Genomic DNA, 25,945 nt, shown 5'->3' on the forward strand with positions numbered 1-25,945 from the left:
GGCGGACCGGAAGCCAGTAGGTTCCGCGCCGGAGCGGGGTCAGGTCTCGGCCAGGACGGCGAAGAGGGCACCCTGGTTGTCCATGAGTACGGCGATTCGCCCGTAGGGGATGTCGAAGGGCGGGGCCTGGACGCGACCGCCCAGGCGTACGACAGTGGCCGCCGCGGCATCGCAATCCTTGACGCAGAAATAGACAAGGAAGTGGCCCGGGAGTTCCGGCGGGAAGGCTTCGGTGAGAACGCAGCGGCCCGCCACGGCCGTTCGCTCGCCCGGCTCGTCCGCCTCTTCGGGGTCGGCGGGGTCGGCGGGGTCGGCGGTACGCGGGGACCAGAGCCGGATGTCCATGGCCGGGCCGCAGCCCGGGCCCAGTTCGGCGGGTCTGGGCAGATCGGTGCCGGTGTAGCCGAAGACCTCCTCGTAGAAGGGGTCGACCCGGTCCTTGCGCCAGGTGTAGACCTCGGTCCAGCAGTACGCGCCCGGCACCCCCCGGGTCTCGAAGCCGGCCCGGCCGCCCGCCTCGCCGCCCGTCTCGCCACCTGCCTGCCAGAGCCCGAAGACCGCGCCGCCGGGGTCGGCCGCCATCGCGACCGCGCCGAGCCGGCCCACCGGGCGGGGGGAGCTGATGAGGTGTCCGCCCGCTTCCGGGACACGGGCGGCGAGGGCGGTGATGTCGTCGGCGGCGAGGTAGACGTTCCAGATGGTGGGCATCCGGCCGTCCCCCTTGGGGGCTATCGCGGCGGCGAGCAGTCCATCGCTGTAGGCGTCGGTCCAGGGGCCGTCGCCGGGCCGGAAGGTCCAGCCGAACAGCTCCCCGTAGAAGCGCTTCCCCGCCTCGGTGTCGGGGAGCGCCGCGTCCACCCAGCACGGCGTACCCTCGGGAAATACGGCCATGGGCCCGGCTCCTTCGCTGCACCGAGTGGTGCTCGTCACACTCAAGTTAACGGGGCATCGCGGGCATCGCAGCGGATGAAATCGAACATTTGACCAGCTCCGGGCGGGCGACGCCCCGCCCCGGCCGCACCCCATTTGCAGTCGGCCGAATCGCGCGCCGATCACCCCTCGGTAAGCTGACGGCATGACAGGACAAGTACGCACTGTCGACGGCCGGGTGGCCGGACGACGGGGGCAGGCGACGCGGCAGAAGCTGCTCGACTGCCTCAGCGAGATGCTCAGCTCGTCGCCGTACCGGGACGTCAAGGTCATCGACGTGGCCCGGAAGGCGGGCACATCGCCCGCGACCTTCTATCAGTATTTCCCCGACGTCGAGGGCGCCGTCCTCGAAATCGCCGAGGAGATGGCGAAGGAGGGAGCGGGTCTCACCGCGCTGGTCTCCGGCCGCAGCTGGGCCGGGAAGGCGGCCTGGCAGAGCTCCGAGGATCTGGTCGAGGGCTTCCTGGACTTCTGGCGTCGCCATGACGCGATCCTGCGGGTCGTGGACCTCGGCGCGGCCGAGGGCGACAAGCGGTTCTACAAGATCCGGATGAAGATCCTGAACTCCGTCACCAACTCGCTCACCGAGTCGGTGAAGGAGCTCCAGGCCAAGGGCCGGGTCGACAAGGACGTCAGCCCCGCCGCGATGGCGGGTTCGCTGGTCGCGATGCTGGCCGCGGTCGCCTCGCACCAGAAGGGGTTCACCACCTGGGGCGTGAAGCAGGCCGAGCTGCGGCCGAACCTCGCGCTGCTGGTGCACCTCGGCATCACGGGCCGCAAGCCCACGAAGTAGGGACCCGCGCCCGCGCGGGTCCCCGTACCTCGGCCGTCTCAGCCGTCCGTCCCCGGCTTGACGCCCCAGATGTAGAGCTGGTCGTCGATGTCCAGCAGATTCCACAGCGCCTCCGCGTCCGCCAGACGCAGATTCACGCATCCCGCCGAGCCCCCGCCGTCGTAGAGATCGTCCAGACGGCCGTGCAGGGCCTGACCGCCGTCGAAGAACTGGGCGTACGGCATCGGCGCGTCGTCGTAGATCGTGGAGACATGGTCACGGCTGCGCCAGTAGATGCTGTGCCAGCCGAGGCGGGTCTCCTCGGTGTCACGGCCGGTGCGGATCGGCACCGGCGCGAAGACCACCCGTGTCCCGCGCTGCGTCCACAGCAGCTGCCGGTCCAGGTCGACGCAGGTGACGCGGTACGAGCGGACGGGGCAGTCGCCCGCCGCGTTGGGGTTGGCGCGGGCCGCCAGGGCGACGGTCCACCGGTAGGTGGCGAGGTTCGCGTAGCCGTCGGCCGGGTCGATGGCGTGCTCGGTCTGGAACGTCCGGATCGCCTCGCAGTCGGCCTTCGACTGGACGCCGTCCACCGGGTGTCCCAGATACTCCTCCAGCTGCCGCTGGTAGGGGCCGGTCCCCGCGATGCAGGGCTCGGGGGCGGCCGCCGCGGGCGGGGCGGTCAGCGCGGTGGCGGCCACCGCCGCGAACACCGCCGCCAGCAGCGCGGTGCGCGCCGGCCGGCCGCGGACACCGCCATCCCGCCGACGGCCTCCGACGCCGTGTATACGGCTGGTCCTTCCTCGCATTGCGTACTCCGTTCTCGTACACACGACACACACAGCCCCCGCTCCACAGGTAACCAGCCGGGGCACCGGCCCGCCCCGGGCGATGGGCCAAACCGGTGAGGGCGTGTACGGACCGGTCGGCCCGTACACGCCCTCACCGAACTTCAGGAGGATCGGGGATCAGCCCTTGTGGGGCTTGCTCGGACCTCCCTTGTCGCCCTTGCCGGGCTCACTGCGCTTGTTGGCGATGTCGACCGTCACACCCTCGGAGGCGTTCTCCGGGGTGATGACGTACGGACCGAAGACCGGGTTCGCGGGAAGGACATAACCCTCCGGAACGTCGGTCTCCAGCAGGTAGTACGTCCCGGTGTCCAGGTCCTCGAAGAGGCAGACGCCCTGGGCGTCCGTGGAGCAGCCGTTGCCGACGGGGGTGTCGGACGGGGTGGTGCCCGAGGCCGAGGTCTGGAGACCGGTCACGCCGTTGGTCTCCTCCCACAGCTGGAACACCGCTCCGGCCAGCTCACGGCCGTTCTTGGCGTCGGTCTTGTGGAGAGTGATCTTGCCCTTGACCACCGGGGTCTTGGTGTCCTCGGCGGTGACCGTCACACCTTGTGAGGCGTTCTCGGCGGTCAGGACGAGCGGTCCGAAGACCGGGTTCGCGGGAAGGTCGTACCCGGGGGGCGCGGCCGTCTCCTGCCAGTAGTACGTACCGACCTCGACCGTGCGGGAGCAGACTCCGTTGGCGCCCGTGGTGCAGGGGGCGCCGACGGTGGTGTCCGGGTTGATGCCGATGGTCTGGAGACCGGGGATGTTGTTGGTCTCCTCCCACAGCTGGAACACCGCACCGGCGAGGGTGTCACCGGTGTCCGCGTCCTCCTTGACGACGGTCACATCACCCGTGACCACGGGGGTCTGGGTGTTCTCCGCCGTCACCGAGACGCCCTGGGGGGCGTTGGCCTCGGTGAGGAAGAGCGGTCCGAAGACCGGGTTCGCGGGAAGGTCGTACCCGGGGGGCGCGGCCGTCTCCTGCCAGTAGTACGTACCGACCTCGACGGTGCGGGTGCACTCGCCGTTCGCACCGGTGGTGCAGGGGCCGCCGACCGTCAGGTCGGGGTTGGCTCCCGTGGTCTGGAGACCGGGGATGTTGTTGGTCTCCTCCCACAGCTGGAACACCGCACCGGCCAGGGGGTCGCCGCTGGCGGCGTCCTCCTTGACGACCGTGACCTCACCGGTGACCACGGGGGTCTGGGTGTTGTCGGCCGTCACCGAGACACCGTCGGCGGCGTTCGCGACGGTCAGCACCAGCGGACCGAAGACGGGGTTCGCCGGCAGGTCGTAGCCGGGAGGCGCGGTGATCTCCCGCCAGTAGTAGGTGCCCACCTCGACGGTGCGGCTGCACTCGCCGTTCGCCCCGGTGGTGCAGGGGCCGTTGTTCTGGGTGTCGGGGTCCGCGCCCGTGGTCTGGAGACCGGGGATCCCGTTGGTCTCCTCCCACAGTTCGAACACCGCGCCCGCGAGCGGGTCGCCGCTGGCGGCGTCCTCCTTGACGACGGTGACCTCGCCGGTGACCACGGGGGTCTGCGAGTTCTCCGCCGTCACCGTCACACCCTGGGGGGCGTTCGCGACGGTGAGGACGAGCGGTCCGAAGACCGGGTTGGCCGGGAGGACGTACCCGGGGGGCGCCGCCGTCTCCTGCCAGTAGTAGGTGCCGGTCTCGACGGTGCGGGTGCACTCGCCGTTCGCACCGGTGGTGCAGGGGCCGCCGACCGTCAGGTCGGGGTTGGCTCCCGTGGTCTGGAGACCGGGGATGTTGTTGGTCTCCTCCCACAGCTGGAACACCGCGCCCGCGAGCGGGGCTCCGGTGGTCGCGTCCTCCTTGACGACGGTGACCTCACCGGTGACCACGGGGGTCTGGGTGTTGTCGGCCGTCACCGAGACGCCGTCGGCGGCGTTCTCGGCGGTGAGGACGAGCGGTCCGAAGACCGGGTTCGCGGGAAGGTCGTACCCGGGGGGTGCCGCCGTCTCCAGCCAGTAGTAGGTGCCGATGCCGACGGTGCGGGTGCACTCGCCGTTCGCCCCGGTGGTGCAGGGGCCGTTGTTCTGGGTGTCGGGGTTGGCTCCGGTGTTCTGGAGACCGGCGATGCCGTTGGTCTCCTCCCACAGCTGGAACACCGCACCGGCGAGCGGGTTGCCGCTGGCCGCGTCCTCCTTGACGACCGTGACCTCGCCGGTGACAGCGGGGGTCGGGGTGTTGGAGGCGTTGACGATCACGCCGGTGCCGGCGTTCTCGGCGGTGAGGTTCAGCGGGCCGAAGACCGGGTTCGCGGGCAGGTCGTAACCCGCCGGGGCGGCCGTCTCCCGCCAGTAGTAGCTGCCGATGCCGACCGTGCGGGTGCACTCGCCGTCGGCTCCCGTGGTGCAGGGGCCGTTCAGCTGGGTGTCGGGGTTGGCGCCCGTGGTCTGGAGACCGGCGATGCCGTTGGTCTCCTGCCACAGTTCGAACACCGCGCCCGCGAGGGCCTCGTCGGTCTCGGAGTCCGTCTTCACGACCGTCACATCGCCCGTGATGACGGGCGTCTGGTCGTTCTGCGCGGTCTCCGAGACGCCGTCGGCGGCGTTCGCGGCGGTCAGCACGAGCGGTCCGAAGACCGGGTCGGCGGGGAGGTCGTACCCGGGGGGTGCGGTGGTCTCGCGCCAGTAGTACGTACCGACCTGGACGTTACGGGTGCACTCGCCGTTCGCACCGGTGGTGCAGGGGCCGTTGATCTGGGTGTCCGGGTTGGCCCCGGAGACCTGGAGACCGGTGACCCCGTTGGTGTCCTCCCACAGCTCGAACACCGCGCCCGCCAGCAGTGCGCCGGTGGCCGCGTCCGTCTTGACGACGGTGACATTCCCCATGATGGGCGGGGTCTGCTCGTTCTCCGCGTGGGCGGTGACTCCGGTGGAGGCGTTCTCGGCGGTGAGGATCAGCGGTCCGAAGACCGTGTTCGCCGGGAGGACGTACCCGGGAGGGGCCGCCGTCTCCTGCCAGTAATAGGTGCCCACCTCGACCGTGCGGGTGCACAGACCGTTGACACCCGTGGTGCAGGGACCGTTGATCGCGGTGTCCGGGTTCCCGCCCGAGGTCTGGAGACCGGGCACGCCGTTGGTCTCCTCCCACAGCTGGAACACCGCGCCCGCGAGCAGCGCCCCGGTCCCGGCGTCCGACTTCTCGACGATGACATCGCCGGTGACGGCCGGGGTCTCGGTGTTCTGCGCCGTCACGGTGACGCCGGTGCCGGCGTTCGCGTCGGTCAGGACGAGCGGTCCGAAGACCGGGTTGGCGGGGAGGTCGTACCCGGGGGGTGCGGTGATCTCCAGCCAGTAGTAGCTGCCGACCACGACGGTGCGGGTGCACTCGCCGTTCGCACCGGTGGTGCAGGGGCCGTTGTTCTGGGTGTCCGGGTCCGCGCCCGTGGTCTGGAGACCGGGAATCCCGTTGGTCTCCTCCCACAGCTGGAACACCGCGCCCGCGAGCGGGTCGCCCGTGGCGGAGTCCGTCTTGACGACGGTGACATCGCCCTCGACCACGGGGGTCTGGGCGTTCTGCGCCGTCACCGAGACGCCGTCGGCGGCGTTCTCCTCGGTCAGCACCAGCGGACCGAAGACCGGGTTCACCGGCAGGTCGTAGTTCGGCGGGGCCGAGGTCTCCTGCCAGTAGTAGGTGCCCACCTCGACGGTGCTGGAGCAGATGCCGTCGGCGCCAGTGGTGCAGACGCCGCCGATCTGGGTGTCCGGGTCCGCGCCGCTGGTCTGGAGACCGGCGATGCCATTGGTCTCCTCCCACAGCTGGAAGCCCGCGCCCGCCAGCGGCACTCCGGTGATCGCGTCGGTCTTGACGACCGTCACATCGCCGGTCACGGCCGGGGTCGGGGTGTTCTCCACATCGACGTTGACTCCGCCGGCCGCGTTCTCCTCGGTGAGGATCAGCGGGCCGAAGACCGGGTCGCCGGGAAGGTCGTAGCCCGGCGGGGCCTGGATCTCGCGCCAGTAGTAGGTGCCCGTCTGGACCAGGGCGGCGCACTCGCCGCCGACGTTCGTGGTGCAGGGGCCGTTGATCTGGGTATCCGGATTGGCCCCGGACGTCTGGAGGCCCGCGACACCGTTGGTGTCCTGCCACAGCTCGAACACCGCGCCCGCCAGCGGGGCGCCGGTCACCGAGTCCGACTTCTCGACGGAGATCTCACCGGTCACCGGTGTACGGCTGTTGTCCGCGTTGACGGTGACCCCGTCGGGCACATTGCCCGGCCCGAGGACCAGCGGACCGAAGACCGGATTGAGCGGCAGATCGTACCCCGGGGGTGCGGTCGTCTCGCGCCAGTAGTAGGTGCCGAGGATGACCGTACGGGTGCAGACGCCGTTCGCGCCCGTGGTGCAGTCGGCCCCGACCTTGGTGTCGGGGGTGGCCCCGGTGGTCTGGAGACCGGCGACGCCGTTGGTCTCCTCCCACAGCTCGAAGACCGCGCCCGCCAGCGGGGCGAGGGTGTCCGCGTCCCGCTTCACGACCTGGACCGGAGCGGTGACCGGGGCCACCGTGCAGTCCGGCAGATCGCCGTTGAAGGGGTACGCGTGGAACTCCTGGCCACCGCCGCCGCCCACCACGCTGGTGTGGGTCAGGGAGCCGGTGGAGAAGAAGCGCCCGTTGACGCCCGGCAGGGTGACGGTGGTCATCGACCCCTGGTTGCCGACGAGGACACTGCCCTGGAACTGGCCGGTGCCGCGCAGACCCACGGCGGTCGCGTCGGGGAAGTTCCACAGCAGCCGGTCGCGGAGCGCGTTGAGCGGGTCGTCGTCGGTGATGCCGCCGCTGTAGGTGTTGATCGAGCGGTTGGCCCCGACCACATTGACCAGGACGGTCGCGGTCGCGGGGATGTTCTCGAACCGAATACCCTGCTGACCGCCGCTCGCGGTGGTCAGGTTGAAGTCGGCGTTGAAGACCTGGAGAGCGGAGGTGCCGTCACCGGTGAAGACGGTCTCGCCGCCGGTGTTGACGGCGGTTCCGGTGGCGGGCCTGGGCCCGTTCTCGTCCCGCGCGTAGCACTGGCTGGAGTCCGTCAGCTGGTCGCGCAGCGCCAGATAGGGGGCTGCCGCGTTCGGGTCCTGGACCACGGCGTCGGCGACCGCGGTGCCGGTGTAGGCGCCCGCGTGGCGGACCACCCCGCCCTCGGCGAGCAGCCGCTGACCGGGGGCGATGGTGACGTTGCCGCCGGTGGTCAGGAAGTCCGAACCGTCCGGCGGGGGCACGCGCGATCCGACCCCGACGATGCCGAGGTTGTAGATGACACTGCCGCCCACCGACTTGTTCTGATCAAAGTTGTTGAGGACGACAACCTTTCCCTCGGCCTCCGCCGCCCGTTCCCGGACGAGGAAGTCATTGCCGACGAAGACGTTGATGTTCGCGTCCCGGCCCATGATGGGGCCGTTGCTGATCGGCGGGAACGGGTCCGGGCAGTCGCCCGGAATACATGGCCCCAGACCGCCCGGCAGCGGTGCGGCCGCCGCGGCCTTCACCACGGTGGTCTTCCCCGCCGGAGCCAGTGCGGCGCCGGAGGGCAGCATGCCCGGCCCGAGGGCCAGGGCGGGGGCCGTGACGGTCAGGACGGCACAGGCCATGCCCGCGGTCCAGGACCGTTGTCGCAATCGCGCGAGGATTGCTCTCATACGTGGAGTTCTCCTGTTGGGTATCTGTCCGGTAATTCTTTGGACAGGCTGATCAGGAGAAACTCAACGGCGTCGGCGACACTCCCGTATAAACGGAACAAGGGTCAATCAATCACCCGGCCGCTCGATCGATGCGGTAATCCCTCAATTCTTTTCCGCGTTTTCCGTTCCCGGCCGGCCACTCGTCGTACTGTTCCACCGGGCCCCGGGACCTCGCCCGGTGCTCGCTCGGGCGTACGCCCATGGTGCGTTTGAAGGCCACGCTGAGGGCGTACGCGTTGGAGTAGCCCACCTGGCGGGAGACGGCCTCGACGGTGGCATCGGTCCGGGCGAGCAGATCGGCGGCCCGGCAGATCCGCCACTCGGTGAGATACGCCATGGGCGACTGGCCCATCAGATCGCTGAACCGCTGGGCGAACCGGGCCCGGGAGGCCCCGGCCTCGGTGGCGAGCCCGGCCACCGTCCAGGCGCGGGCCGGATCGCCGTGGATCAGCCGCAGCGCCCGGCCGATCATCGGATCGCCCTGGGCCCGGTACCAGGCGGGGGCCTGGGCCTCGGGCAGTTCGAACCACTCGCGCAGGCTCATCACCAGCAGCAGATCCAGGAGCCGGTCCAGCACCACCTGCTGGCCCGGGGCCTCCCGGTCCAGCTCGTACGCGATCATGTCCAGCGCCGGGCAGCCGCCCGCGCCCATGGGGATCCTGGCGATCCTCGGCAGCGCGTCGAGCACCCGTCCCGAGACGCTGCCGCTGACCTGGTACGTGCCCTTGATCAGGACCGTCTCCTCCGCCCCTTCCGCCCCTTCGGCCGTCTCCTCCGTCCCTTCCGGGCAGGGCGCGTATCCGCAGATCGGCTGCTCGCCGACGACGACCCGGCCGTCCGGCGTCGTACAGCGGTCGGGCCCGTGAACCACCAGGCGCGGCGGGGTGCCGGGGGCGTCCGAGACGGTGTACGGCTCGGGCCCGAGGACGATCATGACGTCCCAGGGGCGCAGCGGCACGGCCTCGCCTCCGTCGGGGGTCACCCAGGCCTCGCCGCTCAGCATGGTCAGCAGGGTGAGCGGGGTCGGTTCGACGAATCTCAGGGACCAGGGCGGGGCGAAGGCGGACTGGTCGAAGAGGGCCCCCCGGGGGCGGACGTCGTGCAGAAGGGTCGACAGCGCGTCATCCATGGCAGGAGTCTAGAACCGGCCGTGGGTGGCGGGATCAAAAAATGAGACGCTCAAACATCTGAATGAGAGGAACAGCCATCCTCCGTTCCGTCCGGCGCGGGTTGACTGTTCCTCATGACTTCCTCCTCAGTTACCCCTGTTCTGGTACTCGGCGGCACCGGCAAGACCGGCCGCCGGGTGGCCGCGGCCCTGACCCGGGCCGGTTTCACCCCCAAGATCGCCTCGCGCTCCGGCGAGGTCCGCTTCGACTGGCACTCCGACGCCACCTGGGGCCCGGCCCTGGAGGGCGTCCGCGCGGTGTATGTCGTGGACTCCCAGGGTCCGGAGGCGCCGGCCGAGGTCGCCGCCTTCGCGAAGGCGGCGAAGGCGAGCGGGGTGGAGCGGCTGGTGCTGCTCTCCGCGCGGGTCTGGGGCGAGCTGGGCGGCGAGACCCTCGCCACCGAGCGCGCCGTCCAGGAGTCCGGTCTCGACTGGACCGTCCTCCGCCCCGCCTGGTTCAACCAGAACTTCGCCGAAGAGCCCTGGTACACCGTCCCCTTCTCCGAGGGCGAGCTGCGCATTCCCGCCGGTGAGGGCCGTGAGCCCTTCGTCGATCTGGAGGATCTCGCCGACGTCGCCGTGGCCGCCCTCACCGAGGACGGCCACGCGGGCGAGACCTATGTGCTCTCCGGGCCCGAGGCCCTCACCCTCCACGAGGTCGTCACCGCCGTCTCGACCTCCACGGGCCGCCCTCTGACCTACACCCCCGTCACCCGCGAGCAGTACATCGAGGAAATGGAGGCCCGCGGCTACCCCCGCGCCTACGGCGAGGTCTTCAGCGACCTCTTCCACCACATCAGCGTCAGCGGCAGCGCCGAGCTGTCCGACGGGGTCCGCCGTGCCATCGGCCGTGAGCCGAGGCCCTTCTCCGACTATGTGAGCCGCACGGACTTCGACGCGGTCCTCGACGGCAAGTCCGCCTGAGCGGGCGACCGGCTGTCGGAGCCGCCGTCAGGGGCACAGCCGGGGCGGGGACGGCCGCTCGCGGCGGGTGAGGCGGAAGAGGCGGATCTGACGGGTGATCCGGGCCTGGTAGGTGGCGTAGGGGGGCCAGAAGCGGAGGACCCGGGACCAGACGCGGCGGCGTTGTTCGCCTTCGAGGAGCTGGGCCTGTACGGGGATGTCCTCGCCCTTCCAGCTGATGTCGGCGTCGGGGTGGGCGAGGAGGTTGGCGGTCCAGGCGGGGTGGCCGGGGCGGCCGAAGTTGGAGCCGATGAGGATCCAGGAGCCGTCGGCCTCGGGCATGCAGGCCAGGGGGACGGCTCTCGGGAGTCCGGTCTTCGCGCCCCGGGCGGTGAGGACCAGACCGGGGAGCATCAGGGTGCTGAGCATGGCCCTGCCGCGTGTCAGCCGGTGCACGGCGCGGTCCAGGGACGGGATGACGCGGGGGGCGAGGCGGGCGAAGAGGCGGGTCGAGGAGACGGTCCGGACCAGCCGGACGCCCGCCGGGGCGCGGCTCACCGGGCCGCGCCGAAGGCCGAAGCTTCCGGGGTCTCCGGGGTCTCCGGGGTCTCCGACGCGAACAGCCCGGCCTCCCGTGCGGCCCGCTCCCGGAGCCCGTGGACCGGGCCGAGGAGCAGCTCGTCCCCGGCGGCCCGTTTGAAGTACAGATGCGTCTCGTGCTCCCAGGTGAACCCGATCCCGCCGTGCAACTGCACCGCCTCCGCCGTCGCCGTCCGTGCCGTCTCCAGGCACTGCGCCAGCGCCACAGTGCCCGCCCCGGCCGGGTCCCATGCCGCGTACCGGGCCGCCGAACGGGCCGCCCGGACCTGGACATGGAGATCGGCGAGCCGGTGTCTCACCGCCTGGAAGGAGCCGATCGGGCGGCCGAACTGCTCCCGCTCGCGGACATGCGCCACGGTCCGCTCCAGGGCGTACGCCGCCGTCCCCGAGGACTCCGCCGCGAGCAGCGCCGCCGCCCGGGCGCCGGTCGAGGAGAGCGCCCGGGCCACGGCAGGGCCGTCGTCGTCGCCCAGCAGCGCGGCGGGGCAGTCGCGCAGTTGTACGCGGCCCTGCGGCCGGGTCTGGTCGAGTGCGGTGAGCCGGGCGCGGGTCAGGCCCGGGGCCTCTGCCCGTACCAGGAAGAGCAGGGTGCGCCCGTGCGGAAAGCCGCCCGCGTGGGCGGCGACCAGCAGGAGCCCGGCGCTGTGCCCGTCGAGGACCTGGCCGGCCTCCCCGTACAGCAGCCAGCCCCCGCCGGGCGCGGGCCGCGCCTGGACACCGCCGGCCCGGCCGCCGCCCGCCGCCCACGCGCCACCGCTGTCGCTGCCGCTGTCGCCGATCAGCCCGAGGGCGGTGGCGAGGGAGCCGCCGGGGATGACGAGGGCGCAGGTCAGCGAGGCGTCCGCGAGGCGGGGCAGCAGCTCGGCGCGCTGGGCGGACGAGCCGAGGGCGGTGATCAGCGGGGCGGCGAGGACGGTGGTGGCCAGCAGCGGGGAGGGGAGCAGCGCGCGGCCGGTCTCCTCGCAGGCGAGGGCGAGTTCGGGAAGGCCGCAGCCGACTCCCCCGTACTCCTCGGGCAGGGCGAGCCCCGGCAGTCCGAGCCGTTCGCCGAGGCGGGTCCACAGCTCGGGGTCGTGTCCGGCGGGGGTCAGCGCCACGGCCCTGAGCCGGTCCGGGCCGCAGCGGGCGGCCAGCACCTCGCGGAGGGTGCGGCGGATCTCGCGCTGCTCGTCGGTGAGCGCGGCGAAGGCGGTGTCCATGGGACCTCCCGAGCTGATGGGCCGTCATATTAGGGAGTGGGGCGGCCGTTGGACAGAGAGCGTGCACCGCGTGTCTCCATTCGGGACCCATATCTGATGTACCGTCAGTTTTATGGCAGCCACCTCCCGCAAGGTCGCCGTCGTCGGCGCCGCCCTCTCCGACTGCGGCCGGATCGACGGCCGCACCCCCTACTCCCTGCTCGCCCAGGCGGCCCGCCGCGCCCTCGCCGACTCCGGTCTCGACCGCTCGGCCGTCGACGGCTTCGGCTCCGCCGGGCTCGGTCTCCTCGCGCCCGCCGAGGCGGCCGAGTACCTCGGGATCCGGCCGCGCTGGGTGGACTCCACCTCCGTCGGCGGCGCGAGCTGGGAGGTGATGGCCGCGCACGCCGCCGACGCGATCGCCGCCGGGCACGCGCGCGCCGTACTCCTCGCCTACGGATCCACCGCGCGCGCCGACATCCGGGCGGGTCGGCGCACCGCCGGTCTCTCCTTCGGCGGCGGGGGCCCGCTCCAGTTCGAGGCCCCGTACGGGCACACCCTGATCGCGAAGTACGCGATGGCCGCCCGCCGCCACATGCACGAGTACGGGACCACCCTGGAGCAGCTCGCCTCGGTCGCGGTCCAGGCCCGCGCCCACGCCGCCGGAAACCCGGAGGCGATGTTCCGCGCGCCGATCACCGTGGACGAGGTGCTGTCCGGGCCGATGATCGCGGACCCGTTCACCAAGCTGCACTGCTGTGTCCGCAGCGACGGGGGGTGCGCGGTACTGCTGGCCGGCGAGGAGTTCCTGCCCGACACCGCGAAGCCCCCGGTGTGGATCCTGGGCACCGGGGAGTACGTCTCGCACACCGCGATGTCCTCCTGGGAGGACTTCACCGTCTCCCCGGCGGCCGTCTCGGGGCGGCTGGCCTTCGAGCGCGCCGGGCTCGCCCCGGCGGAGATGGACATCGCCGAGGTGTACGACGCCTTCACCCATATGACCCTGGTGACCCTGGAGGACCTGGGCTTCTGCGCCAAGGGGGAGGGCGGGGCCTTCGTCGCCGAGGGCCGGATCGGGCCCGGCGGCGAGCTGCCGGTGAACACCGACGGCGGCGGGCTCTCCGCCTGCCACCCGGGGATGCGCGGGCTGTTCCTGCTGGTCGAAGCGGTACGCCAGTTACGCGGCGAGGCGGGCGGGCATCAGGTCCGGCTGCCGGGCGGGGCCCCGCCCCGGCTCGCGGTCGCCTGCGGGACCGGGGGATGGTTCTGCTCCTCGGGCACGGTGGTGCTCGGCCGGGAGTAGGTTTTTCCTCTGTTCCCTACTCCCAGGTCGCGGTGTCGGGGTCGATGCCGTGGGCGCGCGCACTGGCGTCGACGATCCGCCGGAACCAGGCGGCGAGGCCGGTGCGGATGCCGTCGTAGTGGGCGGCGAACGCCGGATCGGCCTCGTATCTGCGGCCCAGACAGACCTGCATCCGCCGGGTGAGCGGAAAGTACGAGGCGAAGACCTCGCGGTGCCGCTCGACGAGCCGCTCCGCCTCCGGGCTGCCGGGCCGGACGCCCGCGTCCATCGCGTCCCCGAGGGCCCGGTCGAGACCGGCGACGGCGTCGGCGACGTCCCGCCACTCCTCCGGGCCGCGAGCGGCCGAGCGTTCGGCGTACTGGAGCCACTGCGCCGTGTCCCCGTAGCTCCGGCGGGCCTGGGCGGGCCACTCCGGGTCCCACCCGGGGCCGAAGATCCCCCTCTGCTGCTCGGCGGTGAGCAGCGGGCCGCGCTCATGGGCCTCGATCATCCGGTCCAGCCCGTCGCCGAGCCGCTGGAGGCGCTCGATCCGTTCCGCGATCCGGTCGCGCTGCGCGCGCAGCGCGCCGGGGACGTCCGCCGTCGGGTCGTCCAGGACGGTGCGGATCCGGTCCAGGCCGAGGCCGATCTCGCGGTAGACGACGATGCGGTGCAGGCGTTCCAGATCGGCGGCGGTGTAGAGGCGGTATCCGGCGTGCGTGCGCAGCGAGGGGCGCGCCAGGCCGATCCCGTCCCAGTGGTGCAGCGCGCGGACGGTGACGCCCAGGTGCGCCGAGACCTGGCCGACGGTCAGACCGTCGGCGTCAGGCAGGCCCTCCATTGTCCGGTGGGGTGATCCCGATGGCTTCAAGGTTCCGTGCCTCCTGGCTGTCCGGGACGAAGGGCTTCGCGGCGGTGAGGACGATCCGCGCGTTCTCGGGGGTGATCACTTCCACGTCGCGGGTGTTCCAGGGGGTGTCCCGGGGGCCCTCGACAGAGTCCGGGCGCAGCGCGCGGCAGTCCTCGACGAGGGAGTCGAGCTGGCTGAGTACGCAGGAGAAGCTGACGCTCATCGCCGGCGGGTGCTCCGGAACGGTCTCCGCCGGGACGAGGAGTACGTCCTGGAAGGCCCATCGGCGCAGATGTACGAGGCTGCCGGGGATGGCGAACAGCTCGAAGAAGCCGAGCCCCTGGGTCCAGAACTCCACGGAGGCCGCCAGGTCGCTCGTAGGGATCGTGACGAAGGCGGGCATTCCGTAGATGCCCCGGAACAGCTCCGGGGGGACCGCGTCGGGGCCGGGGGCGGGCACGGGGCTGGTCTCGAAGGCGTTGTAGTAATCGCTCATGGACCTCAGCCTCCGGCCTCACGCGGCGTGAGGGTCAAGCCGGTTCCGGGGATCCGTTCGACGGAAGGATCCCGTCCGGCGGACGGATCGCATCCGGCGGAAGGATCCCGTCCGGCGGGAGGAGGCGTTCGACCAGGGCGGTGATCAGCTCGGCGGCCGACTCCTCCGGGAAGACCTCGGGGAGCGTCAGCCGCTCCACCACCAGCCAGTTGGCGGCGAGGTAGATCATCCTGACCGCGTCGGCGTCCCCGGGGAGCCCGGCGGCCAGATGGCCTTCGACGTTCGCCTCCAGATCGGCCCTGACCCGCTCGGTGAGCAGGGTGCGCAGCGCGGGCCGGCGGGTGGCCTCCAGGCGCAGTTCGAGCAGGGCGAGATATCCGGTGCGGAAGGTGGAGACCCGCTCCACCACCTCGCGTACCAGCCGTGCGGTCCGCTCCCGGTTCGCCGGGCCCTCGTTCATCGCCGCGATGGTGTCGGGGTCGGGGCGCATCCGCTCGTAGATCCGGGCCCCGGCCTGGTTGAGCAGATCGTCGCGGTTGGCGAAGTAGTTGGACGCGGTGCCCTTGGGGACGGCGGACTCCGTGTCGACGGCCCGGAAGGTCAGCCCGCGCGCCCCGTCGCGGGCGAGCACCTCGATGGCCGCGTCGACCAGCGCGGCGCGCCTGGCCAGGTTCTGCCGCATGGGGGTGTCACCGTTCCTTCGAGCCTCAAGGGTTCAGCCGTTCGACCACTATAGGCGGACCACTACGGCCCGAGTGGTGTTCACTGGAGCCATGGAGAGTGCGGAGAGTATGGACAACGACGCCCGGGACCCTGGGGCCGCCCGAGCCCCCCGGGACCCCTTCCACGCCCAGGACGCCTTCCGGGTGCTGCTGAACGCCCAGCGCGTCTGGGACATCGACCTCCCCTCCTTCGACCCGGCGACCGCCCCCGGCACCCCGCTGCCCCTCTTCCACCAGTGGTTCGCTGACGCGGTCGCCGCCGGGCAGCCCGAGCCGCACACCATGACGCTGGCGACCGCCGACGAGGCGGGCCGTCCGGACGTACGCACCCTGATGCTGCACGACGCCGACCGGCGCGGCTGGCACTTCGCCTCCCACTCCACCAGCGCGAAGGGCCGGCAGCTGAGCGCCCGCCCGGAGGCGGCCATCGGCTTCTACTGGGCCGCGCGGGGCCGCCAGGTCCGGGTCCGGGGGCCGGTCGCCACCATCGACGCGGCGGAGAGCGCCGCCGATCTGCATGCCCGCTCGACGGGCGCGCTCGCCGCCGCGCTCACCGGGCGCCAGAGCGAGGTGCTCGGCAGCCGGGAGGAGCTGGCGCACGCCTCGGCGGCGGCCTGGGAGCGGGCGAGGACGGAGCCGGAGGCGCGGGTGCCGAGCTGGACCCGCTATGTGCTGGAGCCCCGGGAGGTGGAGTTCTTCCAGGGGGACGCCTGGCGGCAGCACGTACGGCTGCGCTACCGGCGCGAGGAGCAGGGGGACGGCTGGGACGGCTGGTCCCGGGAGCTGCTCTGGCCCTGAAGGTCACCCGGGCCTTCCGGTCGGCCGGAAGACCGGGACCGCGAACCCGCCCTCCTCCGCGCGGAAGGCGACCGTCAACGCCATCCCGACACGTAACTCCCCCGCCGCGCACCCGACCACCTCGGTCATCACGCGCGGGCCCTCCGCGAGATCCACGACGGCCGCGACATACGGCGTCCGCGCGTCGAACGGCGGCACATCGTTGCGATGGACAACGGACCAGGTGTAGAGCGCGGCCCGGCCGCTCGCGGTCTCCCAGCGGACGTCCTCGCTCCAGCAGTACGGGCAGAACTCGCGCGGATAGTGGTGCGCGGCGGAGCACCCCCGGCAGCGGCGCAGCAGCAGCCGGCCCTCCCGGGCCGCGTCCCAGAACGGGCGGGTGAAGTCGTCGGCCTCGGGGGAAGCGGGGGTCGCGGGCATCGGCGGACTCCGATCGGTGCGGCCCGCCGGTGTGCGGCGGGGAGCCGGGCTCGGGGGAGGCCGAAAGCCGTTTCGGCCCGGCGGGCCGCCCGTTTCGCGCCGCCGGGGCACGGTCTGCCGTTCGGGTCCCCCATGTTCGGTGCCGTACAGCATTTCTGACGTAACGTCAGTTCACCTGAAGCCGGCCCCGCCCCGCAAGGGTCGGCCACCACCTGGCCAGAACCGATCCAAGTCCCATCATCAGACGATCGGTCGTGATCAATTCGGTATGGATTTCCGACTTGACCGAGACCCATCAAGGTGGGTGCGCAGTACGCTCACGCTTCATGGACAGAACGGACGACAGGCCCGTCTATGTGATCGGCGGCGGCCCTGGCGGCCTGGCCGCGGCGGCCGCGCTGCGCGAGCGGGGCGTACGGGCCGTGGTGCTGGAGAAGTCCGACGCGGTGGGCGCGTCCTGGCGACGCCACTACGACCGGCTCCATCTGCACACCACTCGCAAGCTCTCCGGACTGCCCGGGCTCCCCATGCCCCGGTCCTTCGGCCGGTGGGTCTCCCGCGACAATGTGATCCGCTATCTGGAGAAGTACGCGGAATTCCACGAGCTGGAGATAGTGACCGGCGTGGAGGTCACCCGCGTCGAGGCGACCGAGGACGGCTGGCTGCTCCACGCCACCGGCGGACGGCGGCTGACCGGGCGCGCGGTCGTGGTCGCGACCGGATACAACCACACCCCCGCGCTGCCCGACTGGCCCGGCCGCGACAGCTACACCGGCCGGCTGCTCCACGCGGGCGAGTACCGCGACCCCACCCCGTACCAGGGCAAGGACGTCCTGGTCGTCGGCGCGGGCAACACCGGCACCGAGATCGCCGTCGACCTGGTCGAGGGCGGCGCCGCCCGGGTCCGCCTCGCGATCCGCACACCCCCGCACATCGTCCGCCGCTCCACGGTCGGCTGGCCCGCCCAGCGCACCGGCATCCTCGTCCGCCGCCTGCCCACCCGCCTGGTCGACGGACTCGGCTCCGCCCTCGCCACCATCTCCGTACCCGATCTGACCGCCCACGGGCTCCCCCGCCCCGCCGAAGGGCTCTACTCCCGCGTCCGGGCCGGAGCCATCCCCGTCCAGGACGTCGGTCTGGTCAAGGCCGTGCGCGCCGGACGGGTCGAGCCCGTCGCCGCGCTCTCCTCCTTCGACGGCGATACGGCCGTCCTCGCCGACGGCAGCCGCACCACCCCGGACACCGTGATCGCCGCCACCGGCTACCGGCGGGCCCTGGAGAACCTCCTCGGCCATCTGGAGGTCCTCGACTCCCGCGGCCGACCTCTGACCCGCGGCGGCCGGTCGCCCGCGCGGGCCCCGGGGCTGTACTTCACCGGGTTCACCAACCCCATCAGCGGGATGTTCCGCGAGATGTCGATCGACGCCCAGCGCATCGCGAAAGCCCTGTCCCGCACCTGACCGGCGTTCCCGCTACCCTCCCTGCCGACATCCAAACCTCGGCACGTATCCTCTCGCCACCTGCTTTCATCCAGCCGTCCGGCCGACACGAGTCACCATGCCGACGGCCATCTCAACCAGTGGGGTTCCATGCGCATTTCGTCCACAGCCGCCACCCTCGGCACTGTGCTCGCCCTCTCCGCCTCCGCCCTCGCGGTCGCGCCCGCCGCGTCCGCCGCTCAGGCCGCGCCCGCCGCGAACACCGGCGTGAAGATCGACAAGCTCGTCGTCAACGGCGGCAAGCCCATCGTCATCGGCACCGGCCAGAACGAGAAGTTCTCGATATCGGTGACCGTCTCCGACAATTCGGGGATCGACCACAAGGGTCTCCCGTACCTCGGCATCAAGCGGGAGGTGGGAGACAACTACTGGGGCTACTTCCTCGAACCCACCTGCAAGGCGAAGAACCGCACCACCTCGGTCTGCACCTCCAATTTCACCAGCGAACCCAAGGGATACGACCTCCCCCGCAACTACTTCGCCGGCAACTGGCAGGTCTACCTCCAGTTCACCGCCAAGGACGGCGACTACTACGGCGCCTACCACGGCACCCACCCCTTCCAGCGCCGCGCCGCCCTCACCGTCGACGCCGGCCCCGAGCCCGTCCGCAAAAACAAGAACCTCACCATCACGGGCAAGCTCTCCCGCGCCAACTGGGACACCCTCCGCTACGCGGGCTACACCAACCAGCCCGTGAAGCTCCAGTTCCGCAAAAAGGGCACCAACTCCTACTCCACCGTCAAGCTCGTCAAGACCAACTCCACCGGCAACCTCAAAACCACCGTCAAGGCCACCACCGACGGCTACTGGCGCTGGAACTTCCCCGGCACCACCTCCACCTCCACCACCCTCACCAGCGGCGACTTCGTCGACGTCCGCTGACCCCCCGGCGTCCGCCGCCCACACCCCCTGCCCGGGCAGCGGACGCCCGTCACCGCCCCCGTCCCACCGCCCCCGCACACATGGGTGTGGCCGCCGGGGGCGCGTTGTGCTCCCGCAGCTCCACACCCCACCGAGTGAGCCGTGCCACGAGCCACGGCGCGTGGACGTCGTACGCCCGGGCGATGGCTTTGAGCGAGTCGCCCCGGGTGTAGCGCGCGATGACGGTGGCCCGGTCGGCGACGACGCGGCTGCGCGCGGCCGCCGTCTCCACCGGCGTACGGCGTGGCACTTTTCTGGCTCCTGTTCTCTGGGGGTACGGGGGTGGTCCTGGTCGCCGAGTGGGAACAGGTCGGCCGGGGGAACGGGCAACGGGACGCCGCGCTGTGCGTCTTCGCTCTGCGGCTGTCACCGGCTGTCGTCACTCGGCCTGATCGGGGTATGGATCTCAGCCCAGACGACCTTTCCCCAACGTCTTCTGTCACTGCCCCAGCGCGAGGCCATCGCCTCCACGATCAGCAGGCCCCGGCCGCCGCCGTCGTCCCTCTCCGGCCGCCCTGGCTCGGGCTGCCTGACGGACTTGTCGGAGACGGAGATTCGCACCCGATCAATAGCCGGCCTGCTGACGGAGACCCGGATTCGCCGGGACGCGGTGTGGACCACGGCATTGCCGACCAGCTCGGAAACGATCAGTGCGGCGGTGTGCTCGAACTCGCCGAGCTTCCAGGCTTCCAGCGCTTCGCGAATAAGCGTACGGGCGCTGCGTGCGGACACCGCTTTGCCGGGCAGGGTCCGGCTGTAGCAGTGACGGTCCAAGACGGCCCTGATCGCCGTTGTCGGCACGAGGTCTTCCCTCCGGGTGGTTCAACACAGCCCCTTGGGGAAGGGGCCGGATGCTCGGTCAATGCCGCGCGGGCCGGGGATCGATCCGGCGGCGCACACCATTCAAGGGCGGGGAACGAAGTGGGGGAGTCGGCCCTGTGTGGGGCGTTACCTCGTGTTGGCTTGCGGTGTTGGCGTCTGCGATACGTGCTGGGCGTGCTGAGCCGGAGGGTGCACTATGCGAGAACAGAGCATCGGGGCGTTGCTGCGAGAACTGCGTCAGAACGCCGGGCGTACCCAGCAGGAGCAGGCCGACGAGCTGAACCGCTTGACCGGGCGGTATGTGGACCGGCATCAGGTCTCTGACTGGGAGCGGTGTGTGATTCCCGGCCCCTACTGGCGGGGGCAGTTGGCGGAGTCGTTCGGTGTGCCGACGAGCCTGCTCGGCAGAGCGGCGGCAACGACCCGGCGGCTGCGCAGGGTCGAACGGCTTTCACTACGAGACGGTGATACGGAGGGTCCAGTGGACCGGAGGAAGTTTCTCGGTACGGCGGCCATAACAGCGGGATCGGTCGCGGAGCCTTGGGGGCGGCTCGCTGCGGCGCTCTCCGGAGGAGCTGTGGACGAAGCGCTCGCACGGCAGTTGACGGATGCGACGGCCGCGCTCTATCTCGATGAGGAACACGTTCCGGCAGCACTGTTGTCCGCACGCCTTGCCGGTCATGTCGACATGATCACGGCGGTGATCCCCCGCGCGGGCCGCCATCGCAAGGAACTGATCATCGCCGCCGGTGAAACCGCCGCCCTCGCGGGATGGGCGGCCTGGGACCAAGGGGATCGTGATGCCGCGTCCCACTACTACCGGGCCGTGCGAAAAGCCGCCCGAGAGGCCGGGCACCCTCCATTGGAGACTCTGGCCATGGCGTACGGCTCCTACGGGATGAACGACCCGGTCCGAGCCGCCCGTTTGCTGCGCGAGGCCCAAGAGATGGTCAAAGGGCCCGGGTACGCCACCGCACTCGCGTGGACAGCGGCGAGGGAGGCGGAAGAGCATGCCCGAACCGGAGAGTCGGGCGACGCGGTGCGCGCTCTGGATCGCGCACGGTTGGCTTACGAGTACGCCGTTCCTGAGCGGGAGCAGTCTTGGGTGCGCTTCCTCCGGCCGGCTCGTCTCGACTCCATGGCGGTGTCGACGTACACCCGGCTGGGACATCCGGAAGCAGCGCGGCAGGCGGATGAGTCCCTGTCCCGGCTGGGCGATGGGCAGCCAAAGATCAGTATCGCCGTGCTGTGCGACGCTGCGATGGCACATGTAAAGGTTGGCGACGTGGAGCGTGGCGTGTGGGCGGCTCGGCGAGCCTTCGATACGGCTGTTTCCCATGGCTACATGGGCATGGCCATGGTCAATGCACGAATGCGCGATCTCGTCCGCGCCTTGCCGGAAAGCAGCGCGGCACGAGGCCTACGAGAAGACATCCGCGCCCTGGCGGGACACCACACATGAAAACTGGGGCCCCGAACGCAGAACGGAATGGAGGTTGCACCTACCGCAAGCGTCGAACCCTTCATTCATTTCATGCAGGATGCATGCACCTCCTGATCGGTATCGAGAAAAGGAATCGTTCATGAAATCCGTGCGCGACAAGACAGCCCTGCCTTTCGCAGACATTCCCGAATCCGCCTGGAAGAAAGCAGCCGCCAGCGCCGGCGAAAGTGACTGCGTAGAGGTCGCCAACTGCGCATACACACCTCGCAAGGGAATCGCCGTCCGCGATTCAAAGAACCCGCAAGGCCCCATTCTGCTGTTCCGGCAGGAGTCATTCTCGGCATTCGTCTCCGGGGTGGACGGGATCTGCCGCTGACCAACAAGCAGATCCGCCGCAGGCCGCCTGAAGTGCCCGTCGCAACGGAGAGCCCAGGGAACTCATGCCACTTATGCCCAGCCGGGAAGTAGCTTTGTCCTTTCTGCACCGTGGCCTGATCCTTGACGATCCAGTAGTCCGCCGCGAACAGCTTGGCCAGCGCGGTCAGCCGAGGCAGGAGATTCGGTTGGTGAATCGCGCACAGCCCGCCCGGCTCGGGAAGGTCAAGAGGCGATGAGCCGGCTGGTGAAGCCGTCGCCGATGAGGGACTCGTACGCGGCACGCACATCCTCGGGAACCTCTTGCTCGATGGCGAACCCGAGCCCCGGATACTCGATCACCCGCTGGAGATCGCCGACGAGCATGTCCAGGACGAGTTTCTCGTCGCCGACGGACTTCAGATACTCGTCGAACTCCAGCGACTCCGAGGCGCAGAGAATTTTGACGCCGGGCCACAGCTTGCGGGCGGTCGCGAACGACCGCCTTTCCATGTAGGGCTTGGAGACCAGCAGCACGGTGGCCGGGTGAATCCCGGCAGCGGCGAGAACCTCGCGGGCCAGGGTGATGTTCTGCCCGGTGTTCGTCGCGTTGGGCTCCAGCAGGATCACCTCGGCGGGGACCCCGAGGTCGATGGCGTGCTCGCGAAAGCAGACGGCCTCTCCGGTCAACGCGGATTCAAGTCTCTCCTGGCCGCGTTGATGACGTTGTGGGCATCGGCCCCGTACACGGCCGACTCTCGAAGGGTGCGCCAGACCTTCGAATACAGGGCGATGTTGTCGGCGTCGTCCAACCACAGCTCGGCGTGCCAGTCCTCGGCGACCACGAGGCGGTCGTCAAGAATCCAGAAGCCATTGGCGGGCGCGATCTTGACGGGTGCCGTGAACGGGATGATGCCCAGCTCGACGGTGTCCATCCCGAGCATCCCGGTAAGGCGGTCGAGCTGGGCGGCCAGCACTGAGGGCGGGCAGATCAGTGACCGTAAGGCGGCTTCCCAAAGCAGCACGTGCAGCTTGTGGCCGGGCCGGTACAGCCACTCCTGGCGCTGCGCCCGGGAGCGTACGGCGGCCTCGATGTCGTCGGCGCCCCCCAGCAGCTTCGAATAGCGCTGGAGGACGTGGCGGGCGTATTCGGGGGTCTGCATCAGCCCGGCGATGACCGACTCTTCCCAGATCCACATCTCCGAGGTGCGGTCGATCTCCGCGCTCAGCCCTTCGTACATCGGCTTGAAGCCGTTCGCCAGGGCCCGACGCCATGACCTGATGTGGGATTCGAACCCGGCCAGGCGGGCGGCGAGCTCGGGGTACGCGCCAGGATGCCCGGTCGCTGTGGCCCATGCCCTGAGATCCTCGGGGGTGGCCGTCTGCTTGCCGTTCTCCAGTTTGCTGACCTTGGAGCCGGGCCAGCCGAGCCGCTGCGCGAGCTGTTGACCGGTGAGCCGACCATCAGGGCACGTGAGACGCAGTTCGCGCAGCCGTGTCCCCAAGGCCGCCCGTGCCTGTTGGTAGTCGGTGCTCACCGGTCTCGCGCGCTACTCGGCCGGGGCTGCCTGTGCGGCGAACCGGTCGAACAGCACGGCGTGATGCATAGCGGCGTCACGCGCGATGGCGTACCGCACGACCTCGGCCGGTTCGGTGATCAGCTCGATGTTCAGCAGGTTGTCGGCGTCGTCGAAGTGCAGCAGGGCCACAAGCCGCGAGTCGAAGATCCAGAAGTCTTCGGCGGGCAGGGCAGCGGCGTCCTCGCGTCGCAGGTAGCGGATGTCCTCGCCGACGGCCGCGTTGTGCCGGGCGTAGTCGAGCAGGAACAGCTGTTCCGTGGTGGGCGGGTCGTCGGCGACGCGGACGCGGCCGACTGTCTTGCCTGCGTCCGTCTGGCTCTTGATGTTGATGAACCAGGGCTCTTCGGGGTCGCAGGGTGAGGAGCCCGTGGCCAGAAACGCCTGGTAGTCGGGGTCCTGTCGGTCCGACGCGTAGCCGCGCCGTGTCTCCAGCCGCCAGGCGGTGTGCTCGAAGGTCTCGAAGAGGCGCAGAAAGGTGTCCTGGCCGACCAGTTCCGGCACCCGCTCCATCTCCTTCGGCCCCCAGTTCACAAGCAGTTCGCGTGGTACGACCACCGCTGCCTCGTCCGGCCCGAGGTGCTGGAGCTGTTCGAGGTCTTCGGGGTCGGTGACGGGCGTGCCCTGGACGATGACCTCTCCGCTGTCCTCGTCCGCGTGCAGAGCGGGGCAGCCGCCGACCTTGCTGTCTGTGCCGGTGAAGCGCAACCGACGAGCCATGGACGCTCTCCCTTCCCGGGGTGTCGATCCCACAGCATGGCCGGGTGCCCGGCTCGATTCCACAAGGTCGGGCAGAGGCTGGGAGAAAACACCGGCAATCTCCATCCACCATCGAGCAAATTCGAGAAAACAGCGTATCGCCGGCCGACCCCCGGCTTCTAGGGTCCGGGACATGGCTACGACAGCAGCCACCAGTGCCCCGATGAGAGGCATCGATATGGAAACCTTCGAACGCGCGAGGCTGGACGCCTACTTCGCCCGGATCGCCACTCACTTCGCTCCCGCTGAGCAGTGCACCTCGTTCCTGATCACGCACCTGCTGGCCGAGCGTCCCGCGTTCGTCCGGGCGGTCGCCGCGATGACCCGGCTCGCCGCAGTTCTGCCCAAGCCGAAGTCAGTCCAGCCGGACGCGGAGCGCGAGGTCGAGCGGACACACAGGATCGACGCCCTCACCCGTGAGCTGTTCACCGACGACGGCACCGCTCTGGAGTACCTCGAAGACCGGGCCTCGGGCGAGACGGTCTGTCTCCTGGACGTCGGCGGATACTTCGCCCCGAGCCTTGCCGAGGTCCACAGTCGCTTCACCGGGCGGCTCGCCGGGGTGATCGAGGACACCGAGAACGGGCACCGCCGATATGAGGAACTGGACAAGCTGCCCTGCCCCGTCGTCTCCGTGGCCCGGTCTCCGTTAAAAGACCCCGAGGACTTCCTCGTCGGCCAGTCGGTGGTCTTCTCCACCGAGGCTGTCATGCGCGGACGCGGCGACATCCTCCATGGCCGCCCGGCCCTGGTGATCGGCTTCGGCAAGCTCGGTTCCAGCATCGCCCGCCTGCTGCACGCCAAGGGTGTGCGGGTCACCGTCTTCGACATCGACCCCGTCCGTCGCACCCAGGCCCTGTCCCAGGGCTTCACGGTCGCCCGCGACCGCGAAGCCGCGCTGACCGGGGCCGGTCTGGTGCTCTGCGCGACCGGTGCGGTCTCGCTGCGTGGCGAGGACTTCGCCCATCTGCGCAACGGTGCCTACATCGCCACCGTCACCTCCAGCGAGGACGAACTCGACCTCGCCGGGCTTCCCGAGGTCTACACCCGCAGTCAGGCCGGCGACCATGTCGTCCGCTACCGGACCACCGGCCACTACTTCTATCTGGTGAATGGCGGCAACGCCGTCAACTTCCTCCACGGCGCGAGCGTTGGGCCGTTCATCTTCCTGGTCCAGGCCGAGATCCTCGCCGCGATCAGGATGCTCACCCGCGAAGACCTCGCCCCCGGTATCCATGAGGTCCCCGCACCCGACCGGGAAGCCATCGCGGCGACCTGGCTCTCCTACTTCAACAGGTGATCACCGTGACCATCACGCAAGAACACATCCGTACGACCATCGCCGCCTATCTCGACCGGTACCCCGAGGACGAGCGCGCGCTCGAAGCGGTACTCGGCCTGATCGACGGCGTCGGCGATCTCACCAGCCGGAAGACGCTGCCCGGCCACATCACCGCAGGCGCGGTCCTCGTCGGCGCGGACGGACGCGTACTGCACATCCTCCACAACGCGACCGGGAAATGGCTTCTGCCCGGCGGCCATCTGGAGTCCTCCGACGAGACGCTTCTGCGGGCCGCGGGCCGGGAGCTGGCCGAGGAGACCGGGATCCCGCCTCACTTGGTCACCCCGGAGGGAGAGACCCCGCTGCACATCGACATCCACCCCATCGACGCCAATCCCGCCAAGGACGAGACCGCTCACCAGCACTTCGACTTCCGCTTCCTTTTCCGCACCGCGGCCGGCATCGGTGAACTCCAGGCCGAAGAAGTCTCCGATGCCGCCTGGCGAGCAGCCGACACCCTGCATGACGAGAAGTTGGGTCGGCGACTCGCCCAAGCGATGAGCTGACCTCGGGACCGGCCGCCCTCGCGTCCCCTCTTCCTGGCTCCGCTCCCGACCTCAGCGACCACTCACACGCAT

Annotated in this window: 24 protein-coding genes and 1 pseudogene; 10 read left to right on the top strand and 15 right to left on the bottom strand. The window is 70.5% G+C overall.

The window, feature by feature from the left end:
- Window positions 1-39: 39 nt before the first annotated feature.
- Window positions 40-891, bottom strand: a complete 852-nt coding sequence (locus tag IE247_RS09225; protein ID WP_190122464.1) for a VOC family protein — start codon at window positions 889-891, stop codon at window positions 40-42.
- Window positions 892-1,075: 184 nt separating this feature from the next.
- On the opposite strand from IE247_RS09225, the gene IE247_RS09230 reads away from it, so the two are divergent.
- Complete coding sequence (locus tag IE247_RS09230; protein ID WP_190122465.1) at window positions 1,076-1,723, top strand: TetR family transcriptional regulator; 648 nt, start codon at window positions 1,076-1,078, stop codon at window positions 1,721-1,723.
- A 38-nt stretch (window positions 1,724-1,761) separates the two neighbouring features.
- On the opposite strand, the gene IE247_RS09235 is transcribed toward IE247_RS09230, so the two are convergent.
- The 3 genes from IE247_RS09235 to IE247_RS09245 form a co-directional block, all read right to left on the bottom strand.
- Complete coding sequence (locus tag IE247_RS09235; RefSeq protein WP_190122466.1) at window positions 1,762-2,511, bottom strand: L,D-transpeptidase; 750 nt, start codon at window positions 2,509-2,511, stop codon at window positions 1,762-1,764.
- A gap of 159 nt (window positions 2,512-2,670) precedes the next feature.
- A complete protein-coding gene (locus IE247_RS09240; RefSeq protein ID WP_190122467.1) occupies window positions 2,671-8,190 on the bottom strand; it encodes a SpaA isopeptide-forming pilin-related protein in 5,520 nt (1,839 codons plus the stop codon).
- 112 nt (window positions 8,191-8,302) lie between these two features.
- Window positions 8,303-9,361 (bottom strand): AraC family transcriptional regulator, encoded by a 1,059-nt coding sequence (locus IE247_RS09245; protein ID WP_190122468.1) that lies wholly within the window; start codon window positions 9,359-9,361, stop codon window positions 8,303-8,305.
- A 114-nt stretch (window positions 9,362-9,475) separates the two neighbouring features.
- Between IE247_RS09245 and IE247_RS09250 the strand changes: the two genes are divergently transcribed.
- Entirely contained in the window at window positions 9,476-10,324 is an 849-nt protein-coding gene (locus IE247_RS09250) for an NAD(P)H-binding protein (protein ID WP_190122469.1), read from the top strand.
- A gap of 27 nt (window positions 10,325-10,351) precedes the next feature.
- Here the strand turns inward: IE247_RS09250 and IE247_RS09255 are convergent, their stop codons facing one another.
- Window positions 10,352-10,861, bottom strand: coding sequence for a nitroreductase family deazaflavin-dependent oxidoreductase (locus tag IE247_RS09255; RefSeq protein WP_190122470.1), 510 nt, complete (start codon window positions 10,859-10,861; stop codon window positions 10,352-10,354).
- Window positions 10,858-12,102 (bottom strand): acyl-CoA dehydrogenase family protein, encoded by a 1,245-nt coding sequence (locus IE247_RS09260; RefSeq protein WP_190122471.1) that lies wholly within the window; start codon window positions 12,100-12,102, stop codon window positions 10,858-10,860. Before IE247_RS09260 ends, IE247_RS09255 begins: the two co-directional genes overlap by 4 nt.
- A gap of 112 nt (window positions 12,103-12,214) precedes the next feature.
- Here IE247_RS09260 and IE247_RS09265 point away from each other — a divergent pair, with 112 nt between their 5' ends.
- Entirely contained in the window at window positions 12,215-13,384 is a 1,170-nt protein-coding gene (locus IE247_RS09265; RefSeq protein WP_190122472.1) for a thiolase C-terminal domain-containing protein, read from the top strand.
- Between the two features lie 16 nt (window positions 13,385-13,400).
- On the opposite strand, the gene IE247_RS09270 is transcribed toward IE247_RS09265, so the two are convergent.
- Genes IE247_RS09270 through IE247_RS09280 form a run of 3 tightly spaced genes read right to left on the bottom strand, consistent with a single transcriptional unit; the run spans window position 13,401 to window position 15,391 of the window.
- Complete coding sequence (locus IE247_RS09270; protein WP_190122473.1) at window positions 13,401-14,204, bottom strand: MerR family transcriptional regulator; 804 nt, start codon at window positions 14,202-14,204, stop codon at window positions 13,401-13,403.
- On the bottom strand, window positions 14,188-14,709 hold the full coding sequence (locus IE247_RS09275; RefSeq protein ID WP_190122474.1) for a VOC family protein: 522 nt from the start codon (window positions 14,707-14,709) through the stop codon (window positions 14,188-14,190). Before IE247_RS09275 ends, IE247_RS09270 begins: the two co-directional genes overlap by 17 nt.
- Before the next feature lie 34 nt (window positions 14,710-14,743).
- Entirely contained in the window at window positions 14,744-15,391 is a 648-nt protein-coding gene (locus IE247_RS09280; protein WP_190122475.1) for a TetR/AcrR family transcriptional regulator, read from the bottom strand.
- Between the two features lie 109 nt (window positions 15,392-15,500).
- Here IE247_RS09280 and IE247_RS09285 point away from each other — a divergent pair, with 109 nt between their 5' ends.
- Entirely contained in the window at window positions 15,501-16,229 is a 729-nt protein-coding gene (locus IE247_RS09285; protein ID WP_190122476.1) for a pyridoxine/pyridoxamine 5'-phosphate oxidase, read from the top strand.
- Window positions 16,230-16,232: 3 nt separating this feature from the next.
- On the opposite strand, the gene IE247_RS09290 is transcribed toward IE247_RS09285, so the two are convergent.
- On the bottom strand, window positions 16,233-16,649 hold the full coding sequence (locus tag IE247_RS09290; RefSeq protein WP_190122477.1) for a Zn-ribbon domain-containing OB-fold protein: 417 nt from the start codon (window positions 16,647-16,649) through the stop codon (window positions 16,233-16,235).
- 326 nt (window positions 16,650-16,975) lie between these two features.
- On the opposite strand from IE247_RS09290, the gene IE247_RS09295 reads away from it, so the two are divergent.
- Window positions 16,976-18,109, top strand: coding sequence for a flavin-containing monooxygenase (locus IE247_RS09295; RefSeq protein ID WP_190122478.1), 1,134 nt, complete (start codon window positions 16,976-16,978; stop codon window positions 18,107-18,109).
- Between the two features lie 129 nt (window positions 18,110-18,238).
- Window positions 18,239-19,030 carry a hypothetical protein gene (locus IE247_RS09300; protein WP_190122479.1) on the top strand — a complete coding sequence of 264 codons (792 nt, stop codon included), beginning with the start codon at window positions 18,239-18,241 and terminating at the stop codon, window positions 19,028-19,030.
- A 49-nt stretch (window positions 19,031-19,079) separates the two neighbouring features.
- Here IE247_RS09300 and IE247_RS09305 read toward each other — a convergent pair whose 3' ends face one another.
- Both IE247_RS09305 and IE247_RS09310 read right to left on the bottom strand, forming a co-directional pair.
- Window positions 19,080-19,319, bottom strand: coding sequence for a hypothetical protein (locus IE247_RS09305; RefSeq protein WP_190122480.1), 240 nt, complete (start codon window positions 19,317-19,319; stop codon window positions 19,080-19,082).
- Window positions 19,320-19,435: 116 nt separating this feature from the next.
- Window positions 19,436-19,870: an ATP-binding protein gene (locus tag IE247_RS09310; RefSeq protein WP_190122481.1), complete on the bottom strand. Its 435-nt coding sequence runs from the start codon at window positions 19,868-19,870 to the stop codon at window positions 19,436-19,438.
- 217 nt (window positions 19,871-20,087) lie between these two features.
- Between IE247_RS09310 and IE247_RS09315 the strand changes: the two genes are divergently transcribed.
- Window positions 20,088-21,353, top strand: a complete 1,266-nt coding sequence (locus IE247_RS09315; protein WP_190122482.1) for an NsdA family TPR-like regulatory protein — start codon at window positions 20,088-20,090, stop codon at window positions 21,351-21,353.
- Between the two features lie 121 nt (window positions 21,354-21,474).
- Window positions 21,475-21,711, top strand: a complete 237-nt coding sequence (locus IE247_RS09320; protein ID WP_190122483.1) for a DUF397 domain-containing protein — start codon at window positions 21,475-21,477, stop codon at window positions 21,709-21,711.
- A 224-nt stretch (window positions 21,712-21,935) separates the two neighbouring features.
- Here the strand turns inward: IE247_RS09320 and IE247_RS09325 are convergent.
- The 3 genes and pseudogenes from IE247_RS09325 to IE247_RS09335 form a co-directional block, all read right to left on the bottom strand.
- Window positions 21,936-22,373: pseudogene (locus IE247_RS09325) on the bottom strand (YdcF family protein); the annotation flags it as partial.
- A 2-nt stretch (window positions 22,374-22,375) separates the two neighbouring features.
- Entirely contained in the window at window positions 22,376-23,227 is an 852-nt protein-coding gene (locus IE247_RS09330) for a helix-turn-helix domain-containing protein (protein ID WP_190122484.1), read from the bottom strand.
- Between the two features lie 12 nt (window positions 23,228-23,239).
- Complete coding sequence (locus IE247_RS09335) at window positions 23,240-23,986, bottom strand: DUF6879 family protein (RefSeq protein ID WP_190122485.1); 747 nt, start codon at window positions 23,984-23,986, stop codon at window positions 23,240-23,242.
- A gap of 217 nt (window positions 23,987-24,203) precedes the next feature.
- Here IE247_RS09335 and IE247_RS09340 point away from each other — a divergent pair, with 217 nt between their 5' ends.
- On the top strand, window positions 24,204-25,325 hold the full coding sequence (locus tag IE247_RS09340; RefSeq protein WP_190122557.1) for an adenosylhomocysteinase: 1,122 nt from the start codon (window positions 24,204-24,206) through the stop codon (window positions 25,323-25,325).
- Between the two features lie 5 nt (window positions 25,326-25,330).
- The gene (locus IE247_RS09345; RefSeq protein ID WP_190122486.1) at window positions 25,331-25,873 is read left to right on the top strand and encodes an NUDIX hydrolase; all 543 of its coding nucleotides are present in this window, start codon (window positions 25,331-25,333) and stop codon (window positions 25,871-25,873) included.
- Window positions 25,874-25,945: the final 72 nt, after the last annotated feature.

The sequence above is a fragment of the Streptomyces inusitatus genome (assembly GCF_014651115.1).
Classification (GTDB): Bacteria; Actinomycetota; Actinomycetes; order Streptomycetales; family Streptomycetaceae; genus Streptomyces; species Streptomyces amakusaensis.